This is a genomic window from Streptomyces ureilyticus (assembly GCF_011045025.1).
Classification (GTDB): domain Bacteria; phylum Actinomycetota; class Actinomycetes; order Streptomycetales; family Streptomycetaceae; genus Streptomyces; species Streptomyces ureilyticus.
On record NZ_JAAKZX010000008.1, the window covers coordinates 1 to 14251 of the forward strand.

Genomic DNA, 14251 nt, shown 5'->3' on the forward strand with positions numbered 1-14251 from the left:
GCCGGAGACAGGGGGGCCTGGGGGCGCGGCCCCCCACGCGGCGGAGCCGCAAATTGATACAGCCGGGAAGGGGCGGGGCTGGGGAAAAGAACCCCCTCGCCCGGCGGAGCCGCTAGCGCAGGCCGGGCGCGACGAGGACCAGCACGAACATGGCCACGCCCAGCGCCATGCCCGCCGCTCCGCAGATGATCCCGGCCAGGGCCTGGCCACCGTTCGTCGCCTCACCACGCCGCGCCTTACCGCGCCCGATCCCCCCGAAGATCACCGCAAGAACGCCCACGATGATGGCCACCGGCCAGAGGCAGAAACCGACGGCCGAGACGATCCCCAGCACGAGCCCGGTCGTACCCATCCCGTTGCTCGGCCCCATCGGCATCCCGGGCCAGCCATAACCGGGCGCACCACCGGGGCTGGGGCTGGCCGGGTAGTAGGGCTGCCCCTGGTAGCCATAGCCGTACCCATAGGCCGCCTGCCCCGGCCCCTCAGGCGAGATGGGCGGCGGCGGAACAGGTTCACCCGACCCACCGCCCTGGCCCACGAACGGACCGCCGGAGGCAGTCGCCCCCGGCGGCGCCACAGGATTGGCCCAGCCCTGGGCACCCGGCGAAGGCGGCGTCCCCGCCCCTGGCATCGAGGTGACCGTCGGCTGGTCATGCACGGAAGGCGACCAACTCCCCGCATCCGGCCCAGCGCCCGCCTTGCCCAGGGGAACCCCCGCCTGGGGAGCCGCGTCCTGCGGTCCAGGACCAGGGGCTCCGGCCACCGGAGCCCGGTGCTCGGGCGGAGCCCACGGGTTCGGGTCACCGCCCCCCGGCGTACCCGGCGGCTGCGCGGCGTCGGACATACGCGGAGTCCCCTCTCTCGAACGTCCCGTCATGCTACGGCCGGACCACGGCCCCGAGACCCCGGCTTACGATGATCCACGCACCATCCTGCACCACCCGATCAGCCGATCACCCGCGCCCGCCGAACGAAGGCAGGGCGCCGTTCCCGGGGAGGAACCCGTGACCGACCACCGCGACCCGAGCGTCCCGCCCACCGTGCCCACCGGCCCCGTCCCGCGCGACCTGCACCACTTCATCGCCGGGCTGCCCAAGGCCGAACTCCACGTGCACCACGTCGGCTCCGCCTCCCCCCGTATCGTCTCCGAACTGGCCGCCCGCCACCCCGACTCCAAGGTGCCGACCGACCCCGAGGCCCTGGTCGACTACTTCACGTTCACGGACTTCGCCCACTTCATCGAGGTGTACCTGTCCGTCGTGGACCTCATCCGCACCCCGGAGGACGTACGCCTCCTCACGTACGAGGTCGCCCGCGACATGGCGCGGCAGCAGATCCGGTACGCCGAGCTGACCGTCACGCCGTTCTCCTCGACCCGCCGTGGCATCGACGAAAGCGCGTTCATGGCCGCGATCGAGGACGCCCGCAAGGCCGCCGAGGCCGACTTCGGGACCGTACTGCGCTGGTGCTTCGACATCCCGGGGGAGGCGGGCCTCGAGGCCGCCGAGGAGACCACCCGGCTCGCCACCACCGACAAGCTGCGCCCGGAGGGCCTGGTCTCGTTCGGGCTCGGCGGGCCCGAAGTCGGCGTGGCCAGGCCGCAGTTCAAGCCGTACTTCGACCGGGCGATCGCGGCCGGGCTGCGTTCGGTGCCGCATGCGGGCGAGACGACCGGCCCTGGGACCGTCTGGGACGCCCTCACCGAGCTGCGCGCCGAGCGCATCGGGCACGGCACGAGTTCCGCCGAGGACCCGAAGCTGCTCGCGCACCTCGCCGAGCACGGCATCGCCCTGGAGGTCTGCCCGACCTCCAACATCGCCACGCGCGCGGTCCGGAAGCTCGACGAGCACCCGATCAAGGAGTTCGTACGGGCCGGGGTGCTCGTGACGATCAACTCCGACGATCCGCCGATGTTCGGCACGGACCTCAACAACGAGTACGCGGTGGCCGCCCGCCTCCTGGACCTCGACGAACAGGGTCTCGCCGCACTCGCCAAGAACGCCGTCGAGGCGTCGTTCCTCGACCCCGTCGGCAAGGCGAAGCTGGCCGGAGAGATCGACACGTACACCGCGGCATGGCTCGCCAACTGACCCAGCACAATGGGCCCATGCGCTCCGTGACAGCCGTGGCCCATCGCGGCGACCCCTACCGCGTTCGCGAGAACACCATCGACTCGCTGCGTTCCGCGCTCGGGCGGGGCGCGGACGCCGTCGAGTTCGATGTCCGGCTGACCCGCGACGATGTGCCGGTGCTGCTGCACGACGCGACGCTGAAGCGGTTGTGGGAACACGACCGGCCGCTGCTCTCGCTCTCCGCGGACGAGGTGCACGGGCTCACCTCCGGTGGCGTTCCCACCCTGGAGGAGGCCCTGAAGGCGACCGACCACGGCCGCTTCATGGTCGACCTGCCGGGCGCCGCGACCCCCCGCGCCGTACGCCGGATCGTCGACGTCGTCCGCGATCTCGGCGCCGACGAGCGCGTGTACTACAGCGCAGGCGCCGAGACCCTGCTCGCCGTCCGCGCGGCCGACCCCGCCGCGGAGATCGCCCTCACCTGGACCACGCTGGCGCCCCCGCGCCCCGTCCTCCTCGAAGCGATCCGCCCGCGCTGGCTCAACTACCGCTTCAGCCTGGTCGACCGCGGCCTCGCCGCCCGCGTCCACCGCGACGGCTACCTCCTGTCGGCCTGGACCCCCGACACCCGCCGCTCCATGCGCCGCCTCCTCGACGCGGGAGCCGACTCGATCACGACGAACCGCATAGACACGCTGTGCGCTCTTCGCGGGGTGAGGAGCGAAGCTCCCTAAGTCCTCACCTGGGACATCTGCGGCACCGTCGCCGGATCAGCCGGCCTCGACCTCGTGACGTACTGCGGCACCGGTGCCGTGTCCTTGCCGTTGTCCCGCGTGAGGCCGTAGCGGATGGCGCCCTGGTCGGGGCCGGTGTTGATGTCCTTGTTCACCGTTTCCCAGTCCGTGGGGATGAGCGCAACGCCGTAGGAGGCGCCCCGCTCGTTCACGTTGAAGGTGACGGTGCCGTCGACGTAGAAGTACTCGTTCTGCCACATCTGCTGGGTGCCCTCCGGCAGGACGGTGAAGCCGACGTCCGGGCCACCCATTCCGGTGGCATAGCCGGGCCGGGTGCCGCCGGCGTCGTCCATCCGTCGGCCGCCGCCGGACGCGACGTGGAAGACCTTGCCGCGCAGGCCCGTCCAGGTCGGCATGACCAGGCCGCCGGGCCGGTCGTGCGGGGATATCTGCCAGCGCACCAGTACGTAGCCCTGGCCGCTGAGCGTCACGTTGTTGCCGCGGTGCTGCATCACGGCTCGCGGGCCGCCGGTGCTGGTGATGCCGGACTCGGGCCGGCGCGGCAGCTCGGCGGGGCGCGCGTTCGGGTCGGGCGCCTGATCGACGGCGTCGACGACCGTGCCGTACAGGCTGACCCGTCTCGTCGGTGAGGGGGTGAGGGTCGGCGTGGGCGACGGACTCGGGCGGGTCGTGCTCGCCGCCGTGGGCGCCGCGACCCGAGGTGGCGGCGAGTCCGGCGGCTGGGTGACGACGTACGCGCCGCCCGCGACCATCGTCGCCCCGGCCGTCATGGCCACCGCGGGCTTGGTGAAAGCGCCGACGATCTTTGCGGACCACCCGACGGTCGTGGCGGCCGTCGTGGCGGCGACCGCCGTCTTGCCGCCGAAGACCAGCGAGAGCGTGAAGCCGACCGGGACGGGGACGAGCGCGAGCCCGACGAGCAGGCGTTCGGCCGGCACGACCTTCTCGTGCCGCCCGGAGCACTGGCGGCAGTCCCGGATGTGCCGGGCCAGCCGCTTGCGCCACACCGAGTCGGGCTGCCCGTCCCAGCGGGCGGTGACCTCGCGCAGTTCGCCGCACGACGAGTCGAGCGCGCGCACGATGCCCCGCGCGGTCTCCAGGCGGGCCTTCATCCGCTGGACACGTACGGCGGTGTGCTGCCGGCTGATGCCGAGAGCGGACGCCAGCTCGCGCCGGGTGAGCTCGCCCGCGACCTCCAGCCACCACAGCGACAGGAGCTGCCGGTCCTCGTCGTCGAGCCAGCGCACCGCCTCCGCGACCTCGCGCCGCTGCCCCTCCAACTGGAGCCGCAGTACGGTCAGTTCGGCGAAGTCGGCGGCGTCGCGCGCGGCGTCCTCGGCCAGCGACTCGGACGTACGGCGGCGGGCCCGGTCCCGTATCTGCCGCATCGCGATGGCGACCAGCCAGGAACGGAAACTGTCCGGATCGCGCAGCGAGCCGAGGTTGTCCACGGCCCGCAGCATGGTCTCCTGCACGACGTCGTCGACATCGGCGTGACCGTTCAGCGCACGGCCGACGATGTTGTAGACCAGCGGCAGCCAGCCCTTGACCAGCTCGTCGAGCGCCTGCCGGTCACCGGCCTGCGCTGCCGCGATGGTCGTACGCCACTGTCGACCGTCCACGTACGTCCCTTCCCGCACACGTGTCATCTCCTCCGCCGCCTTCCGGACGCACGTTCTCAGCCATCGCTGTGAGGCATGGTGCCAGGTGGGCCTGCGTGCCACGCGTGCCGTGTGTGCACAGGAGACGGCGGAGACCTCACCGCGATAACAGTTTTTTCGCGGGTCCGGCCGGCGACCTTAGGGGAGACCCCTGACAACACCCTTGGCTCGCACGTCAGTTGACTGGGGGCCGACCCAGGGACGGCACCCTCCTCGGTGATGATCTGCACGGGCGGCGTACGCGCGGAGGATGAAGATCCACCAACTTGAGGAGCCGCCCGATGCATATCCGTGTCCGTACCGCCTGCGCCGCTCTCGTCGTCCTCGGCCTGGCAGCCGGCCCCCTGGCCGGGACCGCCGCCGCTTCACCCGCCACAACGGTCGTGCGGGAGGCCGCCGGCCCGAACGAAAAAGCCTTGCGCGACGCGATCGACAACCTGCCGGACGTGTCGGACAAGGGCGCGACGGCCGCACTCGTACGGGTCGGCGGCACGGGCGGCAGCTGGCACGGCAGCTCCGGCGTACATGACCTCGCCACGCGTCGCGCCGCCCTGGAGCACGGACGCTTCCGGGCCGGTTCCACGACGAAGGTGGTCACGGCGGCCGTCGTGCTCCAGCTCGCGGCCCAGGGGAAGGTGGACCTGGACGGGCACATCCAGACGTACCTTCCCGGCCTGCTCTCGGACGACTTCGACCCCATCACCGTCCGGCAGTTGCTGACCTTCACCAGTGGGCTGAAGCCGGGCATTTCTCTGGGCCCCGAAGACGGTGAGGGCTTCGAGAACCGCTACAAGACGCTGACGCCCGAGGAGGTCGTGGCCTCGTCCGTCGCCGAGGGGCGCGCCTTCGATCCGGGCAAGCGGCAGCAGTACGGCAACATCGACTACACCGTGCTCGGCATGCTCATCGAGAAGGTCACGAACGACTCGTACGAAAACCAGGCAGCCAAACGGATCTTCAAGCCCCTCGACATGCAGGACACATCCTTCCCCTGCGGACCCGACCCCCGCATCCACGGCCCCCACAACCGCGGCTACCAAAGACTCACCGACGGCCGCATCGTGGACGCCACGGAGTGGAACATGTCGGACCGCTGGGCGGCGGGCGACATGATCTCCACGACAGCGGACCTGGAACGCCTGCTCCTCGGCCTGTTCCGCGGAAAGGTCGTCCCGCTGCCCCTGCTGAAGCAGGAGATGCTCACTCTGCCGAAGGTCGAGGAGGGGAAGGCGACCATGAGTGCGGGCCTGCAGTACTACGAGAAGGACGGCGTCGTCCTCTGGCTCAAGTCCGGCTCCCGCCCCGGCTACCGCACGCTGATCGCGACGACCCCCGACCTGTCCCGCACGCTCGTCCACTCGATCAACGCGATCGACGCGAAGTCCGTGGCCATGAACCCGGTGGAGGAGCGGATCCTCCGCGCCGCCTTCGGCTTCTGAGTACGAGTGTGCGGGCCTGCGCCGTCCAGCGCAGGCCCGCACCACTCAGCCCGTCGTGGGATCAGCCCAGCGACGTCATCACATGCTTGATCCGCGTGTAGTCGTCGAAGCCGTACGAGGACAGGTCCTTGCCGTAACCCGACTTCTTGAAGCCGCCGTGCGGCATCTCCGCGACCAGCGGGATGTGCGTGTTGATCCATACGCAGCCGAAGTCGAGGGACTTGGACATGCGCATCGCGCGCGCGTGGTCCTTCGTCCAGACCGAGGAGGCGAGCGCGTACTCGACGCCGTTGGCCCACTCGACGGCCTGGTTCTCGTCCGTGAAGGACTGGACGGTGATGACCGGGCCGAAGACCTCCTTCTGGATGATCTCGTCGTCCTGCTTGAGACCGGAGACGACGGTCGGGGCGTAGAAGAAGCCCTTGTCGCCGACGCGCTTGCCGCCGGTCTCCACGCGCGCGTGGGCGGGCAGACGCTCGATGAAGCCGCTGACCTGCTTGAGCTGGTTCGGGTTGTTCAGCGGCCCGTACAGCACGTCCTCGTCGTCCGGCTGGCCGGTCTTCGTGTCGGCGGCGGCCTTGGCGAGCGCGGCCACGAACTCGTCGTGGATGGACTCCTGGACGAGGACGCGGGTGGCAGCCGTGCAGTCCTGGCCCGCATTGAAGAAGCCCGCGACCGAGATGTCCTCGACGGCCTTGGCGATGTCGGTGTCCTCGAAGACGACGACCGGCGCCTTGCCGCCCAGCTCCAGGTGAACCCGCTTGAGGTCCTTGGAGGCGGACTCGGCGACCTGCATGCCGGCCCGTACGGACCCGGTGATCGAGGCCATGGCGGGGGTCGGGTGCTCGACCATCAGCCGGCCGGTGTCACGGTCGCCGCAGATGACGTTGAAGACGCCCTTGGGGACGATCGAGCCGATGATGTCGGCCATGAGGGCGGTGGAGGCCGGGGTGGTGTCGGACGGCTTCAGCACCACGGTGTTGCCCGCGGCGAGCGCCGGGGCGAACTTCCATACGGCCATCATCATTGGGTAGTTCCAGGGCGCGACCTGCGCACAGACGCCGACCGGCTCGCGGCGGACGATGGAGGTCAGGCCCTCCATGTACTCCCCGGCCGCGCGGCCCTCGAGCATCCGGGCGGCACCCGCGAAGAAGCGGATCTGGTCGACCATGGGCGGGATCTCTTCGGACCGGGTCAGCCCGATCGGCTTGCCGGTGTTCTCCACCTCCGCGGCGATGAGTTCCTCGGCGCGCTCCTCGAAGGCGTCCGCGATCTTGAGGAGGGCCTTCTGGCGCTCGGCCGGGACCAGGTCCCGCCAGGCCGGGAAGGCCGCGGCCGCGGCGGCCATCGCGGCGTCGACGTCCGCCTGCCCGGACAGCGGCGCGGTGGCGTACGCCTCGCCCGTCGCGGGGTTGACCACCTCGGTGGTCCGTCCATCGGCGGCATCGCGGAACTCTCCGTCGATGTAGTTGCGCAGACGACGCAGCTCAGTGCTCACTGCCGGCCCTCCTGTCGGGTGTCCATTCCTTGAGACACCCAGCCTAGTCCGACGCTCCACGTTTTCAACACCCCCGATCGGCCCAGAGCTGCGAAATCCGCAATAGTTAGCCACGTAAACAACGGATTTCATCGATCGATCCTTGCGGAACTGCCGATGTCTCATGCACAGTGAGCACGTGGTCAGTCGCAGCGCAGAGCCGAAGGGCTCCCAGGAAACCCGGTCGGGGAACAGCACTCCCCCGCTGGACTCCGTCTCCCTCGCCATCATCGAGCAGCTCCAGGAAGACGGACGGAGGCCGTACGCCGCGATCGGCAAGGCCGTCGGCCTCTCGGAGGCGGCCGTGCGCCAACGCGTCCAGAAGCTGCTCGACCAGGGCGTGATGCAGATCGTCGCCGTCACGGACCCGCTCACCGTGGGTTTCCGCCGACAGGCGATGGTCGGCATGAACGTCGAGGGCGACACGGAGATCGTGGCCGACGCCCTGAGCGACATGCCGGAAGTCGAGTACGTGGTGATGACCGCCGGCTCCTTCGACCTCCTCGCCGAGATCGTCTGCGAGGACGACGACCACCTGCTGGATGTCATCAACAAACGCATCCGGGCCCTGCCCGGCGTCCGCTCCACCGAGAGCTTCGTCTACCTGAAACTCAAGAAGCAGACCTACATGTGGGGAACCCGATAGCCGTGACCGAAAAGGACCTCAGCCGAACCGCGTACGACCACCTGTGGATGCACTTCACCCGCATGTCCTCGTACGAGAACGCGCCCGTCCCCACCATCGTCCGGGGCGAGGGCACCTACATCTACGACGACAAGGGCAAGCGTTACCTCGACGGTCTCGCGGGCCTGTTCGTGGTCCAGGCCGGGCACGGCAGGGTGGAGCTGGCCGAGACCGCCGCCAAGCAGGCGCAGGAGCTGGCCTTCTTCCCGGTCTGGTCGTACGCCCACCCCAAGGCGATCGAGCTGGCCGAGCGCCTCGCCGGCCACGCCCCCGGCGATCTGAACAAGGTCTTCTTCACCACGGGCGGCGGCGAGGCGGTCGAGACCGCCTGGAAGCTCGCCAAGCAGTACTGGAAGCTGCGCGGTCAGCACACCAAGTACAAGGTCATCTCCCGCGCGGTCGCCTACCACGGCACCCCGCAGGGCGCCCTGTCCATCACCGGACTGCCCGCCCTGAAGGCCCCGTTCGAGCCGCTGGTCCCCGGCGCCCACAAGGTCCCGAACACCAACATCTACCGCGCACCGATCCACGGCGACGACCCGGAGGCCTTCGGCCGCTGGGCCGCCGACCAGATCGAGCAGCAGATCCTCTTCGAGGGCCCGGAGACGGTCGCGGCCGTCTTCCTGGAGCCGGTGCAGAACGCGGGCGGCTGCTTCCCGCCGCCGCCCGGCTACTTCCAGCGGGTCCGCGAGATCTGCGACCAGTACGACGTGCTCCTTGTCTCGGACGAGGTCATCTGCGCCTTCGGCCGGCTCGGCACGATGTTCGCCTGCGACAAGTTCGGCTACGTCCCGGACATGATCACCTGCGCCAAGGGCATGACCTCGGGCTACTCCCCCATAGGCGCCTGCATCATCTCGGACCGCCTCGCCGAGCCGTTCTACAAGGGCGACAACACCTTCCTGCACGGCTACACCTTCGGCGGCCACCCCGTCTCCGCCGCGGTGGCCATCGCCAACCTCGACCTGTTCGAGCGCGAGAAGCTCAACCAGCATGTGCTCGACAACGAGAACGCGTTCCTGACGACCCTCCAGAAGCTGCACGACCTGCCGATCGTCGGCGACGTCCGCGGCAACGGCTTCTTCTACGGCATCGAACTGGTGAAGGACAAGGCCACCAAGGAGAGCTTCACGGACGAGGAGTCGGAGCGCGTGCTCTACGGCCTCGTCTCCAAGAAGCTCTTCGAGTACGGCCTGTACTGCCGCGCCGACGACCGCGGCGACCCGGTGGTGCAGCTCGCGCCACCGCTGATCTCGGACCAGTCGACGTTCGACGAGATCGAGTCCATCGTCCGGCAGGTGCTGACGGAGGCCTGGACCCAGCTCTGAGACCTGCTGCTGAGACGGGTTCCTGGACCCGGCTCCGATCAGCTCTGATCTTCCTTTCGGATGATCAACACCGGCCCCGTTGCCGCCCGTTCGAGTGAGAATGGGCGGCAACGGGGCCGCGTACGTCCGGCCTCCCGGCCCCGACTCCCTAGCGTGCCAGTGACCGATCGGCTCCGCCTTCGTTCCCCCGGAAGGGGGGACTTCCCCCCGGTCCGGGGGGATTCCGCGGCATTTCTGATCCGAACCGAGGTGTACGCCCATGGTGGCTCCGCCGGACAACGACGTGCTCTGGGCACGTGCTCTGCATGTCAAGCACAACGGCTCCCCCGCGCTCAGCGGCGTATCGCTCGGGGTTCGCGTGGGCGAGATCCTCGCCGTCGGCGGACCGCGCGGCAGCGGCAAGACCACGCTGCTGAGATGCCTGTCCGGGCAACTCCTGCCGCAGCAGGGGGAGGTCTGGTTCAACAGCACGCCCGTGCACACCATGGGCCCGCACGCCCGCGAACGCCTGCGCCGCGACCGCTTCGGCTGGATCGACCCGGCGCCCGTCCTGGTACCCGAGCTGAACGCCTGGGAGAACGCCGCGCTGCCGCTGATGCTGCGCGGCGTAAGGCGCCGCCAGGCCAGGACCACCGCCCTTGAGTGGCTGGAGCGCCTCGACATCGGCGGTTGTGCCCGTCGGCGCCCGTACGCCCTGCTCCAGGCCGAACGTCAGCGCGTCGCCATCGCCCGTGCGCTGGTCCCCGCGCCCACCGTGCTCTTCGCCGACGAGCCGACCGCCCCGCTGCACCGCGTCGACCGCGCCAACGTCCTGCGTACGCTCACGACGGCCGCCCGTTCGCACGGCATCACGGTCGTGCTGGCCACGCACGACGCGGACACCGCGGCCCTCGCCGACCGCAGGGTGTCGCTGCTGGACGGGCGGCGCGTGAACACCGTAAATCTGCCTCCGGCCGCCGAGACCGAGTCGGAAGGCCGGGCCGCGTGCTCGCTCTCCGCCTAGCCCGGGGTGCCCGGCCCGCCGTCCAACTGCGCCGGTTCCTGGTCGCGGCGGCGTCGGCGGGCACGGGCTTCCTGCTCCTGTGCACCCTGGGGTTCGCGATGGGGCACCCGCATGAGTCCTCGGGCGCGGTCACCCGGCTCGCGTGGTGCCTCGCACCGCTCGCCGCCACCGTGCAGTTCGCGGTGGCGGTGGCCCGTACCGACCCGGCCACCCGTCCCCGGCCCGGCCTCTTCGCGATCGGCCTGGGACCGGCCCGGCTGATGCTGCTCGCGGCGATCTCCACCGCGGTGTCCTGCACGCTCGGTTCACTGATCGCTCTGCTCTGCGTGCTCCACCTGCGAGGCGATCTGAACGGTTTGCCCTTCGACGGCGAGGCCTCCGAACTGCTCGCCGGCAACCAGCCGTTGCCCCTCGCGGCCACGATCACGCTGCTGGCGCTGGTTCCGATCGCCGCGTCGGTGGCGAGCGCGTTGTCCCTGCGCCCGCGCGGAGGCCGGCAGTCCGGCGCTCGTACGACCTTCGGGACCGGCACACAGGCAGGCGCCACCGAAGCCGGCGGCTCCGCGCCCGGCGACGCCCGCCCCGACGCCCCGGGCCCCCCGGAGCACCCGTACCTCGCTCCCGGCCCGACTCCCACCGGCCTGCCCTGGGGCGTGGCGGTGCTCACGGCCGGGCTCGCCGTCGAGACGTACGCGAGTCGCAGCGGGCCCGCGTCCGGTCCCGCCCTGCCCGGCTTTCATGCGGGCGGTTCCGCCGGAGTGCTCATCGGCTGGGCACTCACCACGCTGGGCCTGGCGATGGCGGGCCCCGCGCTCACCCACCTCAGCGGCCGGCTGCTCCAGGCGGTGCGGCCGGGCGCGGTGCGGCTGCTGGCCGGGCGCATCCTCATGGAGGAGGCGGGGCGCATCGGCCGACCGCTCGGCGTGGTGTGCGCGGTGGCATCGGGGGCGTACGCCATGGCCGCGCTCTATGCCGACGCGCGCCCCGAGATCGGGCCGCTCACCGTGCTGGGCCTGCTCATCGTGGCGGGCTGTGCCGTCGGGACGCTCCTGACGGCCGCGGTCGAGGCCAGGCAGGACCGGGCCGACACCACGGCGGCACTGCTGGGGCTCGGCACCCCCGCCACCCTGCTGCGCGGCGCCGCCGCACTCCGCGCGGGCGCGCTGCTCGCCGTCCTCGGCCCGCTGACCTGGGCGATCGCGGGCCTGGCGGCTGTGCCACTGACCGACTGATCCTCCGTACGGGAAAACTTCAGGACAGCCGATGAGTTTTCGGCGAAGCTCTGGTCTAACCCTGCGAACGACAACTTGACCGTACAAAAAGGGGAGAGACCGCCATGTACCAGCAGATGATCTTCGTGAACCTCGCCGTCAACGACCTCGACGTCTCGAAGAAGTTCTTCACGGAGCTCGGTTACGGGATCAACGAGCAGTTCTCCGACGAGCACTGCGCCAGCATCGTCATCAGTGACACGATCGTCGCGATGATCATGGACAGGCAGCGCTACGCGGACTTCACGAAGAAGGAGATCGCGGACTCCACGAAGACCAGCGAGGTGCTGCTGGCGCTGAGCGCCGAGAGCCGCGAGAAGGTCGACGAGCTGGTCGACAAGGCGCTGGCATCGGGCGGTTCCCCGTCTGGCGAGACGCAGGACCACGGCTTCATGTACGGCCGCGCTTTCGACGACCCGGACGGCCACACCTGGGAGGTCATGTGGATGGACCCGGCGGCCGTCCAGGGCTGAGGTCCCGGGCACAACGCGTTGCTTACGCGGTGACTCCTAGCATGGGCGGGTGCAGACTATGCCCGCCCATGCGGCTCACCACGAAGACAGTGAGATCGAGACCCTCGAAGAGTTCGACGCGGTCGTCTCCGCTCGCGGGACTCTCGCCGGGTTCCGTGTTCAGGCCGTTGATCTGACGGACCGTACGCGGGAGTTGCTGACCACCGACACCGCGGGTGCCGTCTTCCTCGGCTGCCCGATGCGGGAGGAGGCGGCGGCGAAGGTCCGCGCGGCCGGCACGCTGGTCTTCCCGCCCGTCCCGGACCTGCCGTTCGACCCGTACCGCGGTCATGTCTACACGCCCGGCGAGCTGTTCGCCTCGCTCGACAAGGGCTACGAGCAGACGCCGGACGCCCTCGCCTACGCCTGGTTCCAGCAGACCAAGGCCGACGGCGACATCTACGCGTCGATGCTGCGCTCCGTCCACGACGACTCCGTGTCCGACGCCCTCGACGAACTCCTGCGTGGGACGCGGGTGGTGGGTGTGATGGGCGGCCACGCAATGGCCCGCGGCACGGAGACATACGAGGGCGCCGCGCGGCTCGGGCGCGCGCTGGCACGGGCCGGCTTCACGGTGGCGACGGGCGGTGGCCCGGGCGCAATGGAGGCGGCGAACTTGGGCGCGTACGCGGCGCCGTACGACGACGCGATGCTTCAGGACGCCTGCCAACTCCTCGGCAAGGCACCCTCGTTCACGCCCTCGATCACCGAATGGGCACGGTCGGCCTTCGAGGTGCGCGAGCGCTGGCCGAAGGGCAACCACTCGGTCGGGATCCCCACCTGGTTCTACGGCCATGAGCCGCCGAACGCCTTCGCCTCCCACATCGCGAAATACTTCGCCAACGCCACCCGCGAGGACGGCCTGCTGGCCCGCTCGAACGCGGGCGTCGTCTTCCTGCCGGGTGCCGCCGGGACCGTACAGGAGGTCTTCGACAACGCGACGCCGAACTACTACGAGTCGCGCGGCGAGCCGACCCCCATGGTCCTGGTCGACCGCGTCCACTGGACCGAGCGGCTGCCGGTCTGGCCGCTGCTCCAGTCGCTGGCCAGGAACCGCTCGATGGAGCCGCGGATCGCCCTCGTTGACCGGGTCGAGGAGGCACCGGAGGCATTGGTCCGGCTGGCGCAGGCGTCCGTCGGCTGAATCAGAGGGGCAGGGCGGGCCGCACCCGTCATCCGAACGTGGCCCGCTCCAGCCAGAACTCCAGGAGCCCCGGTTCGCCCAGGACCTCCAACTGCCCGCCGTCCAGCGGGAGTCGCCGGTAGAAGGCGAGCAGTACGTCGGTGAGCGGCCCGCGCAGCGCGACCGTCGCCTTCTCGTGGCCGCGGCGCCAGTCGACGCCCTTGTCGCCGAACTCGATGATCCACTCGGCGTTCAGGCCGGGCTCGGTGTCGGTGGCGTGGAGGTGGATGCTGCGGCCCTCCCCACGCAGTTCCCGCGCCGCGGGGTCGTCGGGCTCCGTCTCCTGCACGAACCGGATGATCTGCAGCCACTCGTCGATCGCGTCGGCGGCCAGCTCGGGCGCGACCTCGTAGCGCGCACCCGCCGCGATCGCCGCGTCCGCCCGGTGGATCACCGTCTCCAGCGTCATGCGCCGCGCCCAGAAACCGGCCGTCCGCTCCCAGGACCAGGTCCAGGCGGCGGCCTCGGGCCCGACGGTGCGCAGGATCGCGGCGGTCTTCTCGGCACCCTCGGCCAGCCAGGCGTCGAGGGCCGCGGGATCGTCGTCCTCGGGCCCCGCAAAGCCGGGCACCTGCGATTCCTGGACCTCCTCGGTCGCCTCCGTACGCACGATGTGCTCGACCCAGCGGTGTGCGCCGCCCACGTGCACGGCGAGGTCGCGCAGCGTCCAGTCCGGACAGGTCGGGACCGTCACCGCGAGATCGGCGCCCTTCAAGTGCTCCCTCAACAGCACGGTCTGCGCGACGATTTCGTCACAGTAGCGGTCATGTCCGAGATCGACTCCGAGTAGCGTCATGACCGGCAC

General features: G+C 70.4%; 13 protein-coding genes. 9 read left to right on the forward strand and 4 right to left on the reverse strand.

The window, feature by feature from the left end:
* Positions 1-112: 112 nt before the first annotated feature.
* Positions 113-844, reverse strand: a complete 732-nt coding sequence (locus G6048_RS48560) for a DUF4190 domain-containing protein (RefSeq protein ID WP_206341142.1) — start codon at positions 842-844, stop codon at positions 113-115.
* A gap of 31 nt (positions 845-875) precedes the next feature.
* Between G6048_RS48560 and G6048_RS03955 the strand changes: the two genes are divergently transcribed.
* Both G6048_RS03955 and G6048_RS03960 read left to right on the forward strand, forming a co-directional pair.
* Complete coding sequence (locus G6048_RS03955) at positions 876-2090, forward strand: adenosine deaminase (RefSeq protein ID WP_206341143.1); 1215 nt, start codon at positions 876-878, stop codon at positions 2088-2090.
* Positions 2091-2107: 17 nt separating this feature from the next.
* Complete coding sequence (locus G6048_RS03960; RefSeq protein ID WP_165338016.1) at positions 2108-2806, forward strand: glycerophosphodiester phosphodiesterase; 699 nt, start codon at positions 2108-2110, stop codon at positions 2804-2806.
* On the opposite strand, the gene G6048_RS03965 is transcribed toward G6048_RS03960, so the two are convergent.
* A complete protein-coding gene (locus tag G6048_RS03965; protein ID WP_165338017.1) occupies positions 2803-4476 on the reverse strand; it encodes an RNA polymerase sigma factor in 1674 nt (557 codons plus the stop codon). The two genes, G6048_RS03960 and G6048_RS03965, sit on opposite strands and share 4 nt — an antisense overlap.
* A gap of 293 nt (positions 4477-4769) precedes the next feature.
* On the opposite strand from G6048_RS03965, the gene G6048_RS03970 reads away from it, so the two are divergent.
* Positions 4770-5927, forward strand: coding sequence for a serine hydrolase domain-containing protein (locus tag G6048_RS03970; protein WP_165338018.1), 1158 nt, complete (start codon positions 4770-4772; stop codon positions 5925-5927).
* A gap of 61 nt (positions 5928-5988) precedes the next feature.
* On the opposite strand, the gene G6048_RS03975 is transcribed toward G6048_RS03970, so the two are convergent.
* Complete coding sequence (locus G6048_RS03975) at positions 5989-7425, reverse strand: gamma-aminobutyraldehyde dehydrogenase (RefSeq protein WP_165338019.1); 1437 nt, start codon at positions 7423-7425, stop codon at positions 5989-5991.
* 163 nt (positions 7426-7588) lie between these two features.
* Here G6048_RS03975 and G6048_RS03980 point away from each other — a divergent pair, with 163 nt between their 5' ends.
* The 6 genes from G6048_RS03980 (at position 7589) to G6048_RS04005 (ending at position 13407) form a co-directional block, all read left to right on the forward strand.
* Positions 7589-8110 (forward strand): Lrp/AsnC family transcriptional regulator, encoded by a 522-nt coding sequence (locus tag G6048_RS03980; RefSeq protein WP_165338020.1) that lies wholly within the window; start codon positions 7589-7591, stop codon positions 8108-8110.
* The gene (locus tag G6048_RS03985) at positions 8095-9477 is read left to right on the forward strand and encodes an aspartate aminotransferase family protein (protein ID WP_328825666.1); all 1383 of its coding nucleotides are present in this window, start codon (positions 8095-8097) and stop codon (positions 9475-9477) included. The genes G6048_RS03980 and G6048_RS03985 overlap by 16 nt, the downstream gene beginning before the upstream one ends.
* Before the next feature lie 259 nt (positions 9478-9736).
* Positions 9737-10480 carry an ABC transporter ATP-binding protein gene (locus G6048_RS03990; RefSeq protein WP_165338022.1) on the forward strand — a complete coding sequence of 248 codons (744 nt, stop codon included), beginning with the start codon at positions 9737-9739 and terminating at the stop codon, positions 10478-10480.
* Positions 10462-11712 carry a hypothetical protein gene (locus tag G6048_RS03995; RefSeq protein ID WP_165338023.1) on the forward strand — a complete coding sequence of 417 codons (1251 nt, stop codon included), beginning with the start codon at positions 10462-10464 and terminating at the stop codon, positions 11710-11712. Before G6048_RS03990 ends, G6048_RS03995 begins: the two co-directional genes overlap by 19 nt.
* 104 nt (positions 11713-11816) lie before the next feature.
* The gene (locus G6048_RS04000) at positions 11817-12224 is read left to right on the forward strand and encodes a VOC family protein (protein ID WP_165338024.1); all 408 of its coding nucleotides are present in this window, start codon (positions 11817-11819) and stop codon (positions 12222-12224) included.
* A gap of 49 nt (positions 12225-12273) precedes the next feature.
* On the forward strand, positions 12274-13407 hold the full coding sequence (locus G6048_RS04005) for an LOG family protein (protein ID WP_165338025.1): 1134 nt from the start codon (positions 12274-12276) through the stop codon (positions 13405-13407).
* Positions 13408-13435: 28 nt separating this feature from the next.
* Here the strand turns inward: G6048_RS04005 and G6048_RS04010 are convergent, their stop codons facing one another.
* Positions 13436-14242: a maleylpyruvate isomerase family mycothiol-dependent enzyme gene (locus G6048_RS04010; RefSeq protein WP_165338026.1), complete on the reverse strand. Its 807-nt coding sequence runs from the start codon at positions 14240-14242 to the stop codon at positions 13436-13438.
* Positions 14243-14251 lie beyond the last annotated feature (9 nt).

Coding starts and splice junctions, on each gene's coding strand:
- G6048_RS03965 (WP_165338017.1), bottom strand. CDS start 4,476: ATGACACGTGTGCGGGAAGGGACGTACGTGGACGGTCGACAGTGGCGT.
- G6048_RS03960 (WP_165338016.1), top strand. CDS start 2,108: ATGCGCTCCGTGACAGCCGTGGCCCATCGCGGCGACCCCTACCGCGTT.
- G6048_RS03955 (WP_206341143.1), top strand. CDS start 876: ATGCTACGGCCGGACCACGGCCCCGAGACCCCGGCTTACGATGATCCA.
- G6048_RS04000 (WP_165338024.1), top strand. CDS start 11,817: ATGTACCAGCAGATGATCTTCGTGAACCTCGCCGTCAACGACCTCGAC.
- G6048_RS48560 (WP_206341142.1), bottom strand. CDS start 844: ATGTCCGACGCCGCGCAGCCGCCGGGTACGCCGGGGGGCGGTGACCCG.
- G6048_RS03990 (WP_165338022.1), top strand. CDS start 9,737: ATGGTGGCTCCGCCGGACAACGACGTGCTCTGGGCACGTGCTCTGCAT.
- G6048_RS03970 (WP_165338018.1), top strand. CDS start 4,770: ATGCATATCCGTGTCCGTACCGCCTGCGCCGCTCTCGTCGTCCTCGGC.
- G6048_RS04010 (WP_165338026.1), bottom strand. CDS start 14,242: ATGACGCTACTCGGAGTCGATCTCGGACATGACCGCTACTGTGACGAA.
- G6048_RS03980 (WP_165338020.1), top strand. CDS start 7,589: ATGCACAGTGAGCACGTGGTCAGTCGCAGCGCAGAGCCGAAGGGCTCC.